This window comes from Curtobacterium sp. MCBA15_007, assembly GCF_001864905.1.
GTDB classification, from domain to species: Bacteria; Actinomycetota; Actinomycetes; order Actinomycetales; family Microbacteriaceae; genus Curtobacterium; species Curtobacterium poinsettiae.
In genome coordinates, this window is sequence record NZ_MJGM01000034.1 from 1 (window position 1) to 17720 (window position 17720).

Here is a 17720-nt window from a genome sequence, read left to right on the forward strand (position 1 = left end):
CCAGGCTGCTGCCCGTACCCGGGCTGCTGCCCGTAGCCCGGCTGCTGCCCGTACCCAGGCTGCTGCCCGTACCCGGGCTGCCCCTGCGGCTGGTCGCCGCCCGGCTGGCCCCACTGCGGCGTCCCGTCGTTGCTCATCGGCTCGTGTCCGGACGGTCGTACCGAGCGCCCTGCGGGTTCGACGGCAGCAGTCCGAAGACGACACCGGCGACGCCGATGAACAGCGCGATGATCCACAGTGCACCGGACAGGTTCGCGTCGTGCAGGCGTCGCCAGCCCAGGGCGAGCGACGGCACCAGGGTCGCGAGGCCCCAGAGCACCAGCAGGACGAGCACCACCCAGAAGATCGGCGGGACCGGGTCCACCACCTGGTACGCAGTGCCGTAGTAGTCGACCGTCCGGGCGTTGAGCGTGGTGAGGCGGATGACGGCGCCGATGGTCACCAGGGCCCCGGTGACGATCGTGTTCGCCAGGAACCACCACCAGAACTCACTCCGACTCGCACGACCGCTGAACGTGGCGTACTTCGCGAAGAAGCGGGCGATGGCCTTCGGGAACGAGATGCCGTACCACGGAGCCCATCGCGGCGGGACGCCCGCGGCGCCGGTCGACTGACCGGTCTGCTCCGCGGGCGTCCACTGCTGCGTGCTCTCGGTCATCGGACACCCTGCGGACGGTCGTACCGCGCGCCCTGCGGGTTCGAGGGCAGCAGACCGAAGACGATGCCGACGATGCCGACGAAGAGCGCGATGATCCACAGCGCACCGGGGAGGTTCGCGTCGTGCAGTCGGCGCCAGCCGAGGGCGAGCGTCGGGACGATGATCGCCAGGCCCCAGAGCAGGGCGACGATGCCGACGATGACGAAGAGGGCGGACGGCTCGGTGACGGTCGACTGGACGCTGGTGGACGTCGCAGTCGACATCGACACGGTCGAGCGTTCGGAGGTGGCGATGCCGATGCCGTACAGGATGCCGAGGACGATGCCGATGATCCCGTTGGCCAGGTACCACCACCAGAACTCGCTCCGGCTGGCGCGACCGCTGAAGGTCGCGTACTTCTTGAAGAAGCGGCCGACGGCCTTGCCGAACGAGATCCCGTACCACGGTGCCCACAGCGGCGGTTCCCCGTCGGGCCCGGTCGGCGGCTGCTGGCCGTACTGCGGCGTGCCACCGAACTGGGCGTTCGGCTGGTTGTTCGGATCCTGCGGGTACTGGTCGCTCACGTGGTCCCCCTCGAGTGTTGGCTGATGTACATGTCCGAGTCAACCAGAACTCCCGAGCGGGCGGCAGGGCCGATCCGCTGCGCTACCCCTGCTGCGGCCGGTCGTACTGCTGCCCCTGCGGGTTCGTCGACATCAGGCCGATGATCAACGAGAACAGGATGCCGATGGGCGGGATGATGAAGAACAGCGCGAACATGCCGCTGAGGTTCACGTCGTGCAGCCGGCGTACGGTCAACGCGATGAACCCGAGGGCGCAGGCGAGGCTCCAGAGGCTGCCGAGTCCGTCCGAGCCGTCGTTGACGAACGGCAACACGTCGAACCCGCTGCCGATGATGCCGGCGGCCGCCGACCCGATCAGGTACCACAGCGCCCAGAACCAGTACTCCGACTGGCTGGCCCGACCGTCGAAGCGCACGTACTTCTTCCAGAACCGCAGGAACGCCTGGGGGAAGGGGATGCCGTACCAGGGCGCCCAGAGCGGCGGCTCGGATCTCCCACCACTCGGCTGACCCGGACCGGGCTGCCCGTACTGCCCTGGAGGCTGCTGACCCGGCTGCCCCCACGGCTGCTGGCCGGACTGCCCCGGCTGCTGCCCGTACGGGTCCCTGGGTGGGTACTGGTCACTCATGCGTGCGTTCCTTCCGGCGCGGGCTGTCGGTCCACACAGAGTGTGGCACTCCCCCGAGCCGGCGAGCGTCATCCGCGGGGACGACACCCGGCTCGGTCTCGCGTCAGGGCAGGAGGGCGAGCTTGCCGCCGGGGTGCCCGGACTCCAGCAACTCCGCCGCCGCCTTCGCCTCGGACAACGGGAACGTCCGCGCGACCGGGACCTCGAGCCCTCCGGCACCGGCGCGGTCGATGAGCCGCTGCCGCACCGAGTCCCGGAACGCCTTGCTGGCCGGCTGCGCCCCACCCACGGCGGCGATACCGTCCGATGCGGCCCGCGCCTGCGCGGCGATCGTCACGATCCGTGACCGGTCCGCGACCAACGCGAGCGAGACGTCGACGGCCTCGTCGGTGCCGACGCAGTCCAGTGCCACGTCGATGCCGGAGGGGGCGAGATCACGGACACGCGCCTCCAGGCCGTCGCCGTACGCGACCCATTCGCCACCGAAGCGTCGCACGACGTCCGCACCACGCTCCGACGCGGTGCCGATGACGCGCGTGCCCAGCAGCCGCAGCTGCTGGAGCAGGCTGACGCCGACCGCGCCCGAGGCGCCGTGCACCAGGACGGTGTCGCGCCCCTCGGCGCGGGTGACGCGGAGCATGTCGGCGGCGGTCGAGCCGGCGAGGAGCAGGTTGGCGGCCTCCGCGAAACCGAGCGCGGTGGGCTTCGCGAAGACGTCGGCCGCGGGCACCGTGACCGACTCGGCCCAGCCGCCGCTGATGCGGAAGGCGAGGACCTCGTCGCCGACCGCTCCCCCGCCGGACGCGATCTCGGTGTCGGGGCCGACGGCGGACAGGACACCGGCGACCTCGTACCCGACGGCGATCGGCAGGTCCGCGGGGTCTCCCTGGCGGGTGTGCTTCGTGTCAGCAGGGTTCATGCCGGCGGCGCGGACGGCGATCGTGACCTCGCCGGGACCGGGCGCCGGCACCTCGGTGTCGACGTACTCCAGGACTTCGCTGCCGCCGAACCGTGGGGCCACCCAGTGCTTCGTCATGCGGGCGACGCTACGCGTCGCGGCCCCGGGACGAACGGGAGGCCCGTCACCAGCTGGTGACGGGCCTCCCGTTCGTCGGTGCTGACGTCGTCAGGCGCGTGCGGACCGGATCCGGTCGGCGAACGCGGCGTGCAGCGGGTGCTCCGCACCGAGACCGGTGATCTGCGTGGCCACGTCGGCGTCCGACGTGTCCGATGCGAGGAGAGCCTGCAGTTCGAGGCTCTGTTCGTCGTCCGCGACGTCGAAGCGGAGCGCAGCGGCCATCGCGTCGAGCAGCGCGGTCGGTTCGGTGCCGTCTTCGGCCAGCGCTGCGGCGGGCGAGACGAACCGCTCGTCACGCGACAACTTGCGGAGCGGCTGTCGGCCGACGCGGGTCACCGTGTCGGGCAGGTGCGGGTTCTCGAACCGGCCGATGATCGCCTGCACGTAGGCGCGGTGCACCTCGGGGTCGAGCTCGTGCCGGCGGACCAGCAGATCGCTCGTCTCAGTGAGCACGGACTCGAGCTCGGAGCGCACGGCGGGGATCGCGATGGCGTCCGAGATCTTGTCGGCCCCGGCGACGAAGCCGTGGTACGCGACGGTGGCGTGTCCGGTGTTCACCGTGAAGAGCTTGCGCTCGATCGAGGCGGCGAGGCCGTCGACGTAGTGCGCGCCGGGGATCTCCGGCTCGTTCCCACCGAACGGTGTGCGGTCGATGGCCCACTCGAAGTAGGTCTCCACGGTCACGTCGAGTCCGCCGCCCTCGGGCTGCGCGGGCACGATGCGGTCGACGGCGGTGTTCGCGAACACGGCCTTCGCCAGGGCGGCGTCGCGGCCGTCCTCGGGCAGGGCAGCGACGATGAACTCGCGCAGGCGGTCCGTGGCGTTCAGGGCGTTCTCGCACGCCATCACGGCGATCGGTGCGGCGTCCGCGTCACGGGCGACCAGCGCGCGTGCGATGACCGGGGCGATGAACTTCAGGACGTTCGGGCCGACGGCGCACGTGACGATCGCGGCCGTCGCGATCTCGGCGACCACGCCGTCCTCGTCCTGCGCGCTGTTCAGTGCGCGGAAGTCCGTGACCTCGTGGTCCTGGGCGCCGGACCCGACCTCGTGCACGGTGTACGAGTCGGCTGCGGCCAGGGCGTCGATGAGCGGGGCGGCGACGTCGGCGAAGACGACCTCGTACCCGGCCTGGTGGAGCAGGAGCCCGACGAAGCCACGGCCGATGTTGCCGGCGCCGAAGTGGACGGCGGTGCTGGTGCTCACTCGTTGACCTCGCCGAGGATCGCCAGGATCGCGGCGGTGTCGGCGGCGTCGGTGAGCTTCTGGACCTCGTCCTCGTCGGAGAACACGATCGCGATCTTCGACAGGATGTCGAGGTGCTCGTTGTTCACGCCGGCGATGCCGACGACGAAGCGCACGGGGTTGCCGTCCCAGTCGATCGGGCTGGCGTAACGGATGAACGACAGGGCGGACGACTTGATGGCGTCCTTCGCGTCGTTGGTGCCGTGCGGGATCGCGAGGAAGTTGCCCATGTAGGTGGACACGCTCTTCTCGCGCTCGAGCATCGCCGGGTAGTAGTCGGCCGTGACCGCGCCCGCAGCTTCGAGGATCTCGGCCGCCTCCTTCATCGCCTCCGACTTGGTCGGCGCGGTGTCCTCGGTGTGGATGCGGATCTGGCTCTCCTGCAGGACGGGCATCGGGGGTTCTCCTTGTGTTGAGGACGTGATGGAGGGGACGGGTCAGCCCCGTCCCCTCCGATACTGCACTTCGTTACTGGTTGTGGCGTTACTGGTTCTTCAGCTGCTCGACGACCTGGTCGTACTGCGGCGCGTTCATGAAGTTGCCGACCGACACGTGCTGCGCGTTCGGGTTCTTCTGCTTCGCACGGTCCGTCAGCTCTTCCTGCGTGATGATCAGGTCCTCGTCACCGGACAGGTTCGCGATCGCCTTGTTGGAGACCGTGACCCCTTCGATGCCCGCCTTCTTGATCTTGTTGCGCAGGACGCTGGCGCCCATGGCGCTGGAGCCCATGCCGGCGTCGCAGGCGAAGACCAGGTTCTGGACCTTCGTCGCCGTCGCCGTGCTCGCCGAGCCGACGCCGCCGAGGGAGGCCTCGGCCTCTTCCTCGTTGGCCGGGGAGTTGTTGCCGAGCAGGCCGGCGGTCGCGGAGTTGACGTCACGGCCCTTGTTGGCCTGGAGCTTCGCCATCGCGGCGCTCATGTCGCCGTCGTTGCCCATCTCGCGGTCACGCTTGCGGGTGGCGAGGAGGAAGAACGACGCGACCGCGAACGTGACTGCCGCGGACAGGACGACCGACAGGATGACACCGAGGAAACTGTCCCGCGGCGTGTTCAGGAACACCGCGAAGATCGACCCGGGGGACGCAGGTGCCGTCAGGCCGGAGTTGAAGATGACGTTCGTCAGCACGCCCGTGCCGCCACCGAGGATCACCGCGATGAACATGACCGGCTTCTGCAGCACGTACGGGAAGTAGATCTCGTGGATGCCGCCGAAGAACTGGATGATGATCGCGCCGGGGGCGGTCGAACGAGCGATGCCGACACCGAAGATGGTGAACGCCAGCAGCAGGCCGAGGCCGGGGCCGGGGTTCGCCTCGAGCAGGAACAGGATCGACTTGCCCGACTCCTTGACCTGGTCCACGCCGAGCTGGTCGAGCACGCCGTGGTTGATCGCGTTGTTGAGGAAGAACACCTTCGCCGGCTCGATGAAGACGCTCGCGAGCGGGAGCAGGGAGTGGTTGATCAGGAACTCGACGGCTGCACCCAGTGCGGTCGCGATCCCGGTGAAGACCTTCGACAGCCAGAAGAACCCGGCCAGGAACAACCCGAACCCGAGGATGCCGGCGGCGTAGTTGTTGACCAGCATCTCGAAGCCCGGCTTGATCTTGCCGTCCCAGAGACGGTCCAGCTGCTTGATGATGTACGCACCGAGCGGCCCGCAGATCATCGCACCGAGGATCATCGTCGAGTCAGAGCCGAGGATGACGCCCATCGCGAAGATCGAGCCGACGACTGCACCGCGGGTCTCGTAGACCATGCGGCCACCCTGGAACGCGATCGCGAGCGGGATGAGGTACGTCAGGATCGGGCCGACGACACCCACGACACTGCCGTCGCGGGACCCGCCGAGGGCTGCGACCGGCGTCCAGCCGTCCGGGATGAAGAAGGCCGTGATGATGCCCCACGCGATGAAGATCGCGATGTTGGGCATGACCATGCCGGAGAGGAACGTGCCGAACTTCTGAACGGCGACGCGTGCGCCGCCCCGCGACTTCGCGGGTGCGTCGGGCGCTGCAACGGACGACGTTGTCATGTGCGGTGACTTTCTGTGTGGTGGAGCTGCTGCGTGGTGCTGGGAGGGTGGTGCTGGGAGTGGTGGGTCAGGCGGCGTGCACCGCGGACGCGGCAGCGGACTTCGCGGCCGCCGCCGTGCTCGCGGCGAGTGCCGCCGTCGCCATCTCGCGGGCCTGTTCGAGCGTGTAGCGACCGAGTTCGGCGCGCACGTCGGCCAGGGCCGCGGGGGTCATGGAGAGGGTGGTGGCGCCGAGACCGACCAGGACGACGGCGAGCAGCGGGTCGGCTGCTGCCTCGCCGCAGATCCCGACGGGTTTGCCGGCGGTCGCGCCCGCGGTGCCGAGCTGCGCGACGAGGCGCAGGACGGCGGGGTGCCACGGGTCCTGGTAGGACGCGACGGTGCCGAGCATGCGGTCGGCGGCCATCGTGTACTGGGTCAGGTCGTTCGTGCCGATCGACACGAAGTCGGCGTTCTGGAACACCTGGTCGGCCATCAGCGCGAGCGACGGCACCTCGGCCATGACGCCCGCGGTGCGGATGCCCAGCTCACGCGCCAGGGTGACGAAGTACTCGGTCTCCTCGGCGTCGGCGACCATCGGGGCCATCACCCACAGGTCGGCCTCGGTCGCGGCGTCGGCCTGGGCGAGCGCGGTGAGCTGGTCGCGCAGGACCTCGGGGTGGTTCCGCAGGGCACGGAGACCGCGGCGCCCGAGGGCGGGGTTCTCCTCGTCCTTGTCGGTGAGGAACGGCAGCGGCTTGTCGGCGCCGGCGTCGAGCGCACGCACGACCACCTTCTTGCCGGGGAACGCCGCGAGGAGCTGGCGGTACGACTCGGTCTGCTCGTCGACCGTGGGGGCCTTCGGCGAGTCGAGGAAGAGGAACTCGGTGCGGAAGAGCCCCACGCCCTCCGCACCGAGAGCAACGGCGCCGGCGGCGTCGGCGGGGCTGCCGAGGTTCGCGAGCAGGGGCACGACGTGGCCGTCGGCGAGGGCACCGGCGGTGAGCGGTGCCGCTGCGGCGGCGAGGCGGTCGGCGATGCGGCGCTCGACGTCCGCGACCAGTGCGGCGTCGGGGTCGGTCACGACCGTGCCGGCGATGGCGTCGACCACGACGGACTGGCCGTCGACCAGGTCGTCCGCACCGGTCACACCGACGATTGCGGTGATGCCCTTGGCACGGGCGAGGATGGCGGTGTGCGAGGTCGGGCCGCCGTCACGGGTGACGAGCGCCAGGACCTTGTCGAGGTCGAGCAGGGCGGTGTCGGCCGGTGCGAGGTCGCGGGCGACGAGGACGAAAGGGGTGTCCGACTCGGGGACACCGGGGGCGTGCACGCCGCGGAGCTTGGCGATGATGCGCTGGGCGACGTCGTCGAGGTCGGCCGCGCGCTCCCCCATGTAGCCACCCATGCCGACGAGCAGGTCGCGGAACTGTGCGAAGGCCTCGTACACGGCACGCTCGGCGTTCGTGCCGCCGTCGATGCGGGCGTGCACGTCGTCGAGCAGCGTGGGGTCCTGCGCCATCAGCGCCTGGGCCTCGAGCACGGCCTGGGCGTCGCCACCCGCGAGCTGTCCGCGCTTGTTGAGGTCGTCCGCCACGGCGGCGAGTGCGTCGTGCACGGCCTGCTTCGCGTCGTCCGCAGAACCCACCAGGGCGTCCTTCGACGGTTCGCCGAGCGGGTCAGCCATCCGGAGCACGGGGCCGTGGGCGACGCCACGGCCGACGCCGGTGCCGAGCAGTTCGGACATTCGAGACTCCTTCATCTCACACGCGCTTGCGGTGGGGTGGATCGTTCGGTGCACGCGACACGGGAACAGACCACGCCCGTGCGGCTGATCAGCACACTACCCCGATCAGCGTTGACAAACAAACACATCCGGGGATAAAAATACAGAAACAGATGCCCGTTTGCGTCTGGCGGATCGACCGACGGCACCGACATCACGGATGTCGCGCCCGAACATGTCCGTTCCGTTCCGACCCGAGACGACGAGGTCCGATGTACGCACCAGAACGCCACCAGCGCATCGTCGAGCAGGCGCGCGCGCAGGGCCGGGTGGACGTCAAGGACCTGGCCGAGCTGCTCGCCGTCACGCCCGAGACCATCCGCCGCGACCTGACGAGCCTCGAGCGCCGCGGCCTCGTCCGGCGCGCGCACGGCGGCGCGATCCCGGTCGAGCGCATCACCCTGCACCCCGGCGTCGGTGACCGCGGCGGCATCAACCAGACCGAGAAGATGGTCATCGCCGAGGCCGCCCTGGCGGAACTGCCCGAGAACGGCTCGATCATGATCGACGCCGGCACCTCGACCATCTGCCTGGCCGAGATGCTCCCGACCGACCGCGGCCTGACGGTCGTCACGCACTCGCTGCCGGTCGCCACCGCCGTCGCGAACCGCCCGGGCCTCGACCTGCACCTGCTCGGCGGCAACATCCGCAGCGACTCGCTGGCCGGCGTCGGCACGTGGACGCACCAGCTCATCGGCATGGTCAGCGTCGACGTCGCCTTCATCAGCATCAACGGCATCACGCCGGAGCGCGGCCTGACGACCCACAACGTGGCCGAGGCCGCCGTGAAGAGCGCGATGATCAAGTCCGCACGGCGGAGCATCCTGCTCGCCGACCACACCAAGTTCGGCCGCGAGGAGTTCGGACGCGTCGCCCCGCTCGCCGCGATCGACACGATCATCACCGACCCCGCCGTCAACCTCGACCTGGTCCGCGAGGTCGAGGCCGCCGGCACCGAGGTCTTCTGGCCCGGCCGAGCCTGACCGTGCCCCGTTCCCGCCCACCCAGCGCTCGCTAGCATGAGCCAACCACCCGTCGACAGGAGTACATCGATGTCCGAAGCCACCCGCACCGTGACCGTCGCCAGCGCATCCGGCCTGCACGCTCGCCCCGCCTCCCTCTTCGTCCAGACCGTGACGGCGTCGGGGCACCAGGTCACGATCGCCAAGGGCGACAAGTCCGGGAACGCCGGCAGCATCCTCGCCCTGCTCGGACTCGGCATCGAGCACGGCGACGAGGTCACCCTCACCGTCTCGGGCGACGACGCCGAGACCACCGCGGACAGCCTGGTCGAGTTCCTCGGGACGGACCACGACGCGGCCTGATCGCGCAGGTCGCGTCCTGCACGCGACCACCAGACGGACGGGAGGCACGGTGCCAGCTGGCACCGTGCCTCCCGTCCGTCCGTCGGGGGCGTCCAGGGCTGTCGGCACCCGCCGATAAGGTGTTCTGCATGACACGCCTGCGCCTCGCATCCGTCAACGTGAACGGCGTCCGCGCCGCCTTCCGCAAGGGCATGGGCGACTGGCTCGCCACCCGTGACGTCGACGTGCTGGCCCTGCAGGAAGTGCGCGCGTCGAGCGACGACCTGACGGCGCTGCTCGGCGACGAGTGGGACATCGTGCACGACCCGGCGACCGCGAAGGGTCGCGCCGGCGTGGCCATCGCGTCCCGACACTCGGCGCAGATCCACCGCGTCGCGCTCGGACCGGACGACTTCGACTCCGCCGGCCGGTGGCTCGAAGCCGACTACGAGATCGGCGGCACCACCGTGACCGTCGTCTCGACGTACGTGCACTCGGGCGAGGTCGACACCCCCAAGCAGGACGAGAAGTGGAAGTTCCTCGACGCGATGACCGAGCGGCTGCCCGCACTCCGGGCACACAACCCGCTCGCGGTCGTCGTCGGTGACCTGAACGTCGGGCACGACCAGCGCGACATCAAGAACTGGAAGGGCAACGTCAAGCGTGCCGGCTTCCTGCCGCGCGAGCGTGCCTACTTCTCGCGGTTCTTCGGTGCCGACGGCGAGCCCGTCGACGGCGCCGACGGCTCCACGGGTCCCGGCCTCGGGTGGGTCGACGTGGGTCGCGCCCAGGCCGGTGACGTCGACGGGCCGTTCACGTGGTGGTCGTGGCGCGGTCAGGCCTTCGACAACGACACGGGCTGGCGCATCGACTACCAGATGGCGACGCCCGACCTGGCCGCGAAGGTCACGGAGTACACGGTCGACCGCGCTGCGGCGTACGACCAGCGATGGTCCGACCACGCCCCCGTGGTCGTCGACTACGAACTCTGACCCCTCTTCTCTCGCTTCACCTGACGCACCGGAGCACCACCATGACCAAGACCCGCATCTTCTCGGGCATCCAGCCGTCCGCCGGCTCGCTGCACCTCGGCAACTACGTCGGGGCACTCATGCAATGGAGGACTCTGCTCGACGACTACGACGCCATCTACTGCGTCGTCGACATGCACGCGATCACGTCCCCGCAGGACCCTGCCGAGCTCCGTGCGAACACCCGGGCCACGGCCGCGCAGTACATCGCGTCGGGCATCGACCCGTCGAAGGCGACGCTGTTCGTGCAGTCCCACGTCCCCGCACACGCCGAGCTCGCCTGGGTGCTGAACACCCTGACCGGCTTCGGCGAGGCGAGCCGGATGACCCAGTTCAAGGACAAGTCGGCGCGTCAGGGCGCCGAGGCGGCGTCGGTCGGGCTCTTCACCTACCCGATCCTGATGGCCGCCGACATCCTGCTGTACGACACCAAGGTCGTGCCGGTCGGTGACGACCAGCGACAGCACGTCGAGCTGACCCGCGACCTGGCCGGACGCTTCAACTCGCGGTTCGGCGACACCTTCGTCACGCCCGAGGCGCGGATCCTGACCGAGACCGCGCGCATCTACGACCTGCAGGACCCGACCAGCAAGATGAGCAAGTCCGCAGCGTCGGAGAACGGCCTCATCCGCCTGCTCGACGACCCGAAGCGCACCGCGAAGAAGATCAAGTCGGCCGTCACCGACGACGAGCGCGAGATCCGGGCCGACCGCCAGGCCAAGCCCGGTGTGACGAACCTGCTGTCGATCCTGTCGGCGTTCACCGGCACGTCGATCGCCGCGCTCGAGGAGTCGTTCGCCGGCAAGGGCTACGGCGACCTGAAGGGCGAGGTGGCCGACGCCGTCGTGGCCGAGCTCGAACCGGTCCGCGCCCGCACGCTCGAACTGCTCGACGACCCGGCCGAGCTCGACCGCCTGCTCGCCGTCGGTGCCGACCGTGCCGAGTCCATCGCGCAGGACACCCTGGCCCGCGTCTACGACCGCATCGGGTTCGTCCCGCGGTCGCGCGGCTGAGCGTGCAGCCCGTCACGCTCGAGTCGGCGCGCGTCCGGCTCGACCTGCCCACCCGCGCCGACACCGCGGCGATCACCGAAGCCTGCCAGGACCCGGAGATCGTCCGGTGGACCACGGTCCCGAACCCGTACCGCGAACAGGACGCCCGCACCTTCGTCGACGCGCTCGTCGGCCCGGGCTGGGCCTCGGACCGTGAGTACACCTGGGCGATCAGGCCCGCCGGCTCGACGTGGCTCGCGGGCATCATCAGCTACCGCACCGCCGGCCGCGACCTCGGGTTCTGGCTCGCGCCGTCCGCGCGCGGCGCCGGGATCATGCACGACGCTGTCCGGCTCGTCGTCGACTGGGCGCTCGAGCAGGGCGCCCCGGACGTCTACTGGGAGTGCTACGAGGGCAACACAGCGTCGGCGGCTGTCGCCCGTGCGGCCGGGTTCTCGTACACCGGCCGCGGCGAAGCCCGTGTGCCGGACCGGGACGGGGGCCCCACGGCGGCGTGGACGGCGCTCCGACGCGCCGACGGCGCACCTGCCTCCGACCTCCCGTTGCCCGTCGTCTGAACACGCTCACAACCATGGTGACGCGTCACCCGAATGCCGCCGGTAGGCTCGGCCCGTGAGCGACACGGCACGACCCACCGAGGTCCGGGCAATGCGCCGCGGGCTCGAACTCGCGGCCCTCGGACCCGCTGTCGGCGACCACGCACGCGTCGGCGCGGTGATCCTGTCCCCCACCGGCGAGGTCCTCGCCGAGGGCTGGCACAAGGGCGCCGGGACCCCGCACGCCGAGGTCGACGCGATGGCCAAGGTCGACCCGGCGCTGCTCCGCGGCGCGACAGCGGTCGTCACCCTCGAGCCCTGCAACCACGTCGGTCGCACCGGCCCCTGTGCCGTGGCACTGCTCGACGCCGGAGTCGCCCGGGTCGTGTACGCGATCGACGACCCCGGAGCCGACGTGCACGGCGGCGCCGACCGACTGCGCGCAGCGGGGGTCCAGGTCGTCTCCGGGGTCCTGGCCGACCAGGCCGAAGCGTTCCTCGAACGGTGGCTCCTGTCGGTGCGGCTCGGTCGCCCGTGGGTCACCGTGAAGTGGGCGTCCAGCCTCGACGGGCGTGCCGCCGCTGCCGACGGCACGAGCAAGTGGATCACCGGCGCCGCCGCCCGCCAGCACGTCCACGAGCAGCGTGCCGCCCACGACGCGATCCTCGTCGGCACCGGCACCGTCCTGGCGGACGACCCGAGTCTGACCGCCCGCGGCGACGCCGGCGAGCTGCTCGCCGACCAGCCGCTCGCCGTGGTGCTCGGCGACCGCCCGGTGCCCGACGACGCCGCGGTCCGCCGGCACCCGCGCGGACTCATCGCCCTGCCCGGACACGACCTGGCCACGTCGCTCGGAGCCCTGCGTGGACACGGCGTGCACTCGGTGTTCGTCGAAGGGGGTCCGACGGTCGCCTCGGCGCTGATCGCCGCCGGACTCGTGGACGAGTACCTCGTGTACATCGCCCCGGTCCTGCTCGGCGGTCCCCGAGTGGCCCTCGGCGACCTGGGCGTGGGAAGCATCTCCGACCGTCGCCGGTTGGACGTACTATCGACCACCAGCCTCGGCCCCGACCTGCTGGTCCGAGCCCGGCCGCAGCGGACACAGCACCACGACCACCAGCTGCAGCGGCAGCACGACGCGACATCCGGGCTCGGGAACGACGGGCCCACGAACGACCGGAGCACCACATGACCGACGCGCTGACCTCACCCACGCCGGGGAGCCCGGTCCACTTCGAGGTGTCCACGAACGTGCCGACCACCCACGGCACCTTCCAGATGCGCGCCTACCGCGACCTCGTCACGAGCGCGGAGCACGTCGCCATCATCGGCGCCCTGCCCGACGGCTCGCTGCCCGCCGACGGCGCGCTCGTCCGCGTGCACTCCGAGTGCCTGACCGGCGAGGCCTTCGGCTCGCTGAAGTGCGAGTGCGGCCCCCAGCTCGACGCGGCGCTCGACACCATCGCGGCCGAGGGCGGCGTGGTGATCTACCTGCGCGGGCACGAGGGCCGCGGCATCGGTCTCATCAACAAGCTCAAGGCCTACCGCCTGCAGGAAGACGGTCTCGACACGCTCGACGCCAACCTCGCGCTCGGGCTGCCTGCGGACTCCCGTGCCTACGGCGGTGCCGCGGGCATCCTCGCCGACCTCGGCATCACCCGCGTCCGGCTGCTGTCGAACAACCCCGAGAAGCGCCGCCAGCTCGAGGAGCACGGCATCACCGTCGACTCCCTCGTGCCGCTCGTCGTCGGCATCTCGGCGCAGAACGCCGGGTACCTCGACACCAAGCGCGACCGGATGGGCCACCAGCTGCCCGAGCACCTCGAAGCCGGGGCCGGCGCCGGCGCCTGAGCGCGCACGGGCAACGGACGGCCGCGACCAGCTGACTCTGGGCTGATTCGCAGCCAGACGACATCTGTCGTATGATCGGGCTTCCGTCACAAGCGGTCCCCCTCAGCCGAACGCACCCGATCGGTGCCCGCGCCACCCCGCGCGAACCGATCGGTGTCCGCCGTCCGGACCCTCGTGCTCTCCCCCGGGAGCACGCAGCACGGAAGACCCCGCCCTGTCATGACCGCCGCTCCGGCACCCGCAACGCCCACCTCCGCTCCGGCCCCCGCCGGCAACCCGCGCTCCCGCGTCGTCATCGCCAGCCTCGTCGGCACGTCGATCGAGTTCTACGACTTCTACGTCTACGCGACCGCCGCGGTGCTCGTCTTCCCCACGCTGTTCTTCCCCAACGAGGACCCGACGGCCTCGCAGCTGTCGTCGTTCGTCACCTTCGCCCTGGCGTTCTTCGCCCGGCCGGTCGGGTCGATCATCTTCGGGCACTTCGGTGACCGGATCGGCCGCAAGACCACCCTCGTCGCGTCGCTGCTCGTGATGGGCACGGCCACGTTCCTGATCGGCTGCCTGCCGACGTTCGACACCATCGGGGTGTGGGCTCCGGTCCTGCTCGCCGTGATGCGCTTCACCCAGGGCGTCGGCCTCGGCGGCGAGTGGTCCGGTGCGGCGCTGCTCGCGACCGAGAACGCGCCGAAGGGCAAGCGCGGCGTGTTCGGCTCGATGCCGCAGCTCGGTGCCCCCATCGGCTTCCTGCTCGCGAACGGCCTGTTCATCGCCATCAACGCGGCGATGCCCGCCAGTGCCGACGGCACCCCGAACGCCGACTTCCAGGCGTGGGGCTGGCGCATCCCGTTCCTGCTGTCCGCGGTGCTCGTCATCATCGGTCTGTACGTGCGGTTCAAGCTCGTCGAGTCGCCGGTGTTCCGCGGGGTGCAGGAGTCCGGCACGGTCGCGAAGGTCCCGCTCGGCCGGGTGTTCCGCACCTCGTGGAAGGCCGTCATCGTCGGCACCTTCGGCATGGTCGCCACCTACGTGCTCTTCTACTTCCTGACGACGTTCACCCTGCAGTACGGCACCACCGGCACCGTGAACAGTGCGCTCGTGCCGAAGGTCGGTCTCGGGTACTCCCGCGGTGAGTTCCTGACGCTGCTGATGATCGGCGTCGTGTTCTTCGGGATCTTCACGCCGATCGCGGGCCTGCTCGCCGACCGGTTCGGCCGCCGCAAGACCCTCATCCCGACCACGATCGGCATCGCGCTGTTCGGCCTGACGTTCCAGTTCTGGTTCGCGGCGTCGAGCGGGCCGATCACGGTGGTGACGTTCCTCATCGTGGGGCTCTCCCTGATGGGTCTGACCTTCGGCCCGATGGGTGCGCTGCTGCCCGAGCTGTTCCCGACGAACGTCCGGTACACCGGCTCGGCCATCGCCTACAACGTCGCGTCGATCCTCGGTGCGTCGCTCGCGCCGACGGTCGCGCTGGCGCTCTGGCGGCCGGACGGCGACATCTTCCTCGTCGGCCTGTACCTGACGATCGCCGCGGTCGTGACGCTGGTCGCGCTGCTCTTCGTGCGCGAGACGAAGTCGAAGGACATCGCCGACGCCTGATCGGCGACCACCTGAGGGACGGGAGGCCCCCGCTCAGCAGCGACGCGAAGCGTTGCGCGGGGTGCGCCGACCGAGCCTGCGAGGGAGGGATGCCAGCTGGCACCGGGCCTCCCGTCCGTCGTGTGCGTGCCTCGCGCCCCGCGCAACACGCCGTCGTACCGGCAAGGCACCGCAAGCCCGCCGAGACGCCGCCGAATCCGGCGGCGTCTCGCGCGAGTGACGGCGTCGAACGAAGACGCCGGCGTCTGCGCACCTCACCCGGCACTCGTCAACCCAGATTGACGAGTGTCGGTGCGTCAATGTACGTTGACAGGCGTGGACCGACCGACCATCACGAGCCTCGCGGCCGGAGCCTCGGGGGACGACCCGTTCTCCGCCCTCGCCAGCGTGCGGGAGCTGCGTCGTGAGCTCGACCGGGCCGAGGAACTCGCCGCACGCCGTGCACGCACCGCCGGCGCATCGTGGCAGGAGATCGCGACGCTGCTCGGTGTCAGCCGACAGGCAGTGCACAAGAAGTACGGCAGAAACTAGGAGCACGATGAGCTTCCCCTTCGCACGCCCGAAGACCTCCGACGGCCCCCGCGCCACGTTCGGTCGCCTGCTGTCCTACCTGTTCGAGAACAAGCCCGCGATGGTGGTCATCATCGTGCTGAGCGTCCTCGGCGCGGGGGCGTCGCTCGCCCAGCCGCTGCTGGTCAACCAGGTGATCACGGCGGTGCAGCAGGGCAACACCCTCAGCACGCTCGTGTGGCTGCTGGTCGGGCTCGTCATGATCGCGGGCGTGCTGAACGGCGTGCAGCACTTCCTGCTGCAGCGCGCGGGTGAGGGCGTGGTGCTCTCCACCCGCCGCAAGCTCATCGCGCGCATCCTCAACCTGCCCATCTCGGAGTTCGACACCCGCCGCACCGGCGACCTGGTGTCCCGCGTCGGCAGCGACACCACGCTCCTGCGCGCCGTCCTGACCCAGGGGCTCATCGAGTCGATCGGCGGCGCGCTGACGTTCGTCGGCGCCGTCATCGCGATGGCCGTCATCGACCCGCTGTTGCTCGTGATCGTCGTGGTCATCGTCCTGGTCGCGATCGTCGTCGTCGGCGGACTGAGCCGTCGCATCCGGGTCGCGTCGAAGCGCGCGCAGGAGAAGGTCGGCGACCTCACCGCCGCGGTCGAACGCGGGATCGGCGCGGTCCGCACCATCCGTGCAGCCGGCGCGACCGAGCGCGAGGTGCACGAGGTCGACGGCCACGCGACCGAGGCGTACAAGCGGGGGCTCGACATCGCCAAGATGTCCGCCTTCGTCGTCCCCGTCGCGAGCATCGTCATGCAGGTCGCGTTCATCGCCGTCCTGGGCGTCGGCGGCGCGCAGGTCGCGGCCGGCACCATCACCATCGCGACGCTCATCACGTTCATCCTGCTGCTCTTCATGATGATCATGCCGCTCGGCCAGGCGATGGGCGCGGTCGTCGCCGTCGCCCAGGCGCTCGGCGCCCTCGGCCGCATCGAGGAGATCCTGCACCTGCCGACCGAGTCCCAGGACGACGCGTCCGTCCGGCCGGCTGCGGCGGTCGCGACCGACGACGCCATCGCGTTCGAGCACGTGTCGTTCCGGTACCGCGGCCAGGCGGACGCCTCGGGTGCCGACGGCGCGGTCGCGTCCGACGCCGCGGATCACCCAGGAGGCCCGGATCGCGTCGACGACGAGCGACCGGTCGACGACGTGGTGCTCCACGACGTGTCGTTCCGCGTGCCGCGCGGGTCGCGCGTCGCACTCGTGGGTCCGTCCGGTGCCGGCAAGTCGACGACCCTGGCGCTGATCGAGCGGTTCTACGACCCCACCGACGGCGTCATCCGCCTGGGCGGCATCGACGTGCGCGGCATGGACCGCGACGAGCTCCGTGCCCAGATCGGCTACGTCGAGCAGGACGCACCCGTGCTCGCCGGCACGATCCGCGCCAACCTGCTGCTCGGGTCGCCCGACGCCACCGAGGACGACTGCGTCCGCGTGCTCGAGGCGGTCAACCTCGGCGAGGTCCTGCACCGCGACCCCCGCGGCCTCGACGCGCAGGTCGGTGAGGACGGCGTGATGCTCTCCGGCGGGGAACGGCAGCGCTTGGCCATCGCCCGTGCGCTGCTCGCCGCTCCCCCGATCCTGCTGCTCGACGAGTCGACGTCGTCCCTCGACGGGGTCAACGAGCAGAAGATGCGGCTCGCGATCGACGCCGTCGCCGAAGACCGCACGCTCCTCGTCATCGCCCACCGGCTGTCGACCGTGGTCGACTCCGACGTGATCGTCGTGCTCGAGCGCGGCCGCGTCGTGGGCAGCGGCACGCACTCCGAGCTCGTGCAGTCGACCCCGCTCTACCGCGACCTGGCGAAGCACCAGCTGCTGGTGTGAGCGTCGGTGCGGCCGCGTCCACCGCG

The 17720-nt window shown here is 70.6% G+C and carries 17 protein-coding genes and 1 pseudogene; 10 read left to right on the forward strand and 8 right to left on the reverse strand.

Annotated features, from left to right (window positions below; translation table 11 throughout):
• Positions 1 to 133: 133 nt before the first annotated feature.
• From BIU95_RS12650 to ptsP, 8 genes are all read right to left on the reverse strand, one after another.
• A complete protein-coding gene (locus BIU95_RS12650; RefSeq protein WP_071251836.1) occupies positions 134 to 658 on the reverse strand; it encodes a DUF805 domain-containing protein in 525 nt (174 codons plus the stop codon).
• Positions 655 to 1221, reverse strand: a complete 567-nt coding sequence (locus BIU95_RS12655) for a DUF805 domain-containing protein (RefSeq protein WP_017888733.1) — start codon at positions 1219 to 1221, stop codon at positions 655 to 657. The genes BIU95_RS12650 and BIU95_RS12655 overlap by 4 nt, the downstream gene beginning before the upstream one ends.
• 82 nt (positions 1222 to 1303) lie before the next feature.
• Complete coding sequence (locus tag BIU95_RS12660) at positions 1304 to 1849, reverse strand: DUF805 domain-containing protein (RefSeq protein WP_017888732.1); 546 nt, start codon at positions 1847 to 1849, stop codon at positions 1304 to 1306.
• Positions 1850 to 1952: 103 nt separating this feature from the next.
• Positions 1953 to 2885 carry an NADP-dependent oxidoreductase gene (locus tag BIU95_RS12665; protein WP_071251837.1) on the reverse strand — a complete coding sequence of 311 codons (933 nt, stop codon included), beginning with the start codon at positions 2883 to 2885 and terminating at the stop codon, positions 1953 to 1955.
• A 90-nt stretch (positions 2886 to 2975) separates the two neighbouring features.
• The gene (locus BIU95_RS12670; RefSeq protein ID WP_071251838.1) at positions 2976 to 4133 is read right to left on the reverse strand and encodes a mannitol-1-phosphate 5-dehydrogenase; all 1158 of its coding nucleotides are present in this window, start codon (positions 4131 to 4133) and stop codon (positions 2976 to 2978) included.
• Positions 4130 to 4567 carry a PTS sugar transporter subunit IIA gene (locus tag BIU95_RS12675; RefSeq protein ID WP_017888729.1) on the reverse strand — a complete coding sequence of 146 codons (438 nt, stop codon included), beginning with the start codon at positions 4565 to 4567 and terminating at the stop codon, positions 4130 to 4132. The genes BIU95_RS12670 and BIU95_RS12675 overlap by 4 nt, the downstream gene beginning before the upstream one ends.
• Positions 4568 to 4655: 88 nt before the next feature.
• Positions 4656 to 6203, reverse strand: coding sequence for a PTS mannitol transporter subunit IICB (locus BIU95_RS12680; protein WP_071251839.1), 1548 nt, complete (start codon positions 6201 to 6203; stop codon positions 4656 to 4658).
• Between the two features lie 67 nt (positions 6204 to 6270).
• The gene (ptsP, locus tag BIU95_RS12685; RefSeq protein WP_017888727.1) at positions 6271 to 7929 is read right to left on the reverse strand and encodes a phosphoenolpyruvate--protein phosphotransferase; all 1659 of its coding nucleotides are present in this window, start codon (positions 7927 to 7929) and stop codon (positions 6271 to 6273) included.
• A gap of 251 nt (positions 7930 to 8180) precedes the next feature.
• Between ptsP and BIU95_RS12690 the strand changes: the two genes are divergently transcribed.
• The 10 genes and pseudogenes from BIU95_RS12690 to BIU95_RS12735 all read left to right on the forward strand — a co-directional run bounded on the left by BIU95_RS12690 (position 8181) and on the right by BIU95_RS12735 (position 17694).
• A complete protein-coding gene (locus BIU95_RS12690) occupies positions 8181 to 8951 on the forward strand; it encodes a DeoR/GlpR family DNA-binding transcription regulator (protein ID WP_017888726.1) in 771 nt (256 codons plus the stop codon).
• Positions 8952 to 9020: 69 nt separating this feature from the next.
• The gene (locus tag BIU95_RS12695) at positions 9021 to 9293 is read left to right on the forward strand and encodes an HPr family phosphocarrier protein (protein WP_017888725.1); all 273 of its coding nucleotides are present in this window, start codon (positions 9021 to 9023) and stop codon (positions 9291 to 9293) included.
• A gap of 128 nt (positions 9294 to 9421) precedes the next feature.
• Positions 9422 to 10264 (forward strand): exodeoxyribonuclease III, encoded by an 843-nt coding sequence (locus BIU95_RS12700; protein ID WP_071251840.1) that lies wholly within the window; start codon positions 9422 to 9424, stop codon positions 10262 to 10264.
• 41 nt (positions 10265 to 10305) lie between these two features.
• Positions 10306 to 11316: a tryptophan--tRNA ligase gene (gene trpS, locus BIU95_RS12705; RefSeq protein WP_071251841.1), complete on the forward strand. Its 1011-nt coding sequence runs from the start codon at positions 10306 to 10308 to the stop codon at positions 11314 to 11316.
• Between the two features lie 2 nt (positions 11317 to 11318).
• Positions 11319 to 11873, forward strand: coding sequence for a GNAT family N-acetyltransferase (locus BIU95_RS12710; protein ID WP_071251842.1), 555 nt, complete (start codon positions 11319 to 11321; stop codon positions 11871 to 11873).
• Positions 11874 to 11964: 91 nt separating this feature from the next.
• Positions 11965 to 13044 (forward strand): bifunctional diaminohydroxyphosphoribosylaminopyrimidine deaminase/5-amino-6-(5-phosphoribosylamino)uracil reductase RibD, encoded by a 1080-nt coding sequence (gene ribD, locus BIU95_RS12715; RefSeq protein WP_081612386.1) that lies wholly within the window; start codon positions 11965 to 11967, stop codon positions 13042 to 13044.
• 29 nt (positions 13045 to 13073) lie between these two features.
• A pseudogene (gene ribA / locus BIU95_RS12720) lies at positions 13074 to 13703 on the forward strand (GTP cyclohydrolase II); the annotation flags it as partial.
• 219 nt (positions 13704 to 13922) lie between these two features.
• Positions 13923 to 15302 (forward strand): MFS transporter, encoded by a 1380-nt coding sequence (locus BIU95_RS12725; protein WP_071251843.1) that lies wholly within the window; start codon positions 13923 to 13925, stop codon positions 15300 to 15302.
• A 330-nt stretch (positions 15303 to 15632) separates the two neighbouring features.
• Complete coding sequence (locus BIU95_RS12730; protein ID WP_197068648.1) at positions 15633 to 15833, forward strand: helix-turn-helix domain-containing protein; 201 nt, start codon at positions 15633 to 15635, stop codon at positions 15831 to 15833.
• 7 nt (positions 15834 to 15840) lie between these two features.
• Positions 15841 to 17694 (forward strand): ABC transporter ATP-binding protein, encoded by a 1854-nt coding sequence (locus tag BIU95_RS12735; protein ID WP_017888717.1) that lies wholly within the window; start codon positions 15841 to 15843, stop codon positions 17692 to 17694.
• The last annotated feature ends 26 nt before the right edge of the window (positions 17695 to 17720 follow it).

What these genes read in the sequence shown, in the direction of transcription:
- BIU95_RS12650 (WP_071251836.1), bottom strand. Translation starts at nt 658, where the DNA reads ATGACCGAGAGCACGCAGCAGTGGACGCCCGCGGAGCAGACCGGTCAG.
- BIU95_RS12660 (WP_017888732.1), bottom strand. Translation starts at nt 1,849, where the DNA reads ATGAGTGACCAGTACCCACCCAGGGACCCGTACGGGCAGCAGCCGGGG.
- BIU95_RS12665 (WP_071251837.1), bottom strand. Translation starts at nt 2,885, where the DNA reads ATGACGAAGCACTGGGTGGCCCCACGGTTCGGCGGCAGCGAAGTCCTG.
- BIU95_RS12675 (WP_017888729.1), bottom strand. Translation starts at nt 4,567, where the DNA reads ATGCCCGTCCTGCAGGAGAGCCAGATCCGCATCCACACCGAGGACACC.
- BIU95_RS12680 (WP_071251839.1), bottom strand. Translation starts at nt 6,203, where the DNA reads ATGACAACGTCGTCCGTTGCAGCGCCCGACGCACCCGCGAAGTCGCGG.
- ptsP (WP_017888727.1), bottom strand. Translation starts at nt 7,929, where the DNA reads ATGTCCGAACTGCTCGGCACCGGCGTCGGCCGTGGCGTCGCCCACGGC.
- BIU95_RS12690 (WP_017888726.1), top strand. Translation starts at nt 8,181, where the DNA reads ATGTACGCACCAGAACGCCACCAGCGCATCGTCGAGCAGGCGCGCGCG.
- BIU95_RS12695 (WP_017888725.1), top strand. Translation starts at nt 9,021, where the DNA reads ATGTCCGAAGCCACCCGCACCGTGACCGTCGCCAGCGCATCCGGCCTG.
- BIU95_RS12700 (WP_071251840.1), top strand. Translation starts at nt 9,422, where the DNA reads ATGACACGCCTGCGCCTCGCATCCGTCAACGTGAACGGCGTCCGCGCC.
- trpS (WP_071251841.1), top strand. Translation starts at nt 10,306, where the DNA reads ATGACCAAGACCCGCATCTTCTCGGGCATCCAGCCGTCCGCCGGCTCG.
- ribD (WP_081612386.1), top strand. Translation starts at nt 11,965, where the DNA reads ATGCGCCGCGGGCTCGAACTCGCGGCCCTCGGACCCGCTGTCGGCGAC.
- BIU95_RS12725 (WP_071251843.1), top strand. Translation starts at nt 13,923, where the DNA reads ATGACCGCCGCTCCGGCACCCGCAACGCCCACCTCCGCTCCGGCCCCC.
- BIU95_RS12735 (WP_017888717.1), top strand. Translation starts at nt 15,841, where the DNA reads ATGAGCTTCCCCTTCGCACGCCCGAAGACCTCCGACGGCCCCCGCGCC.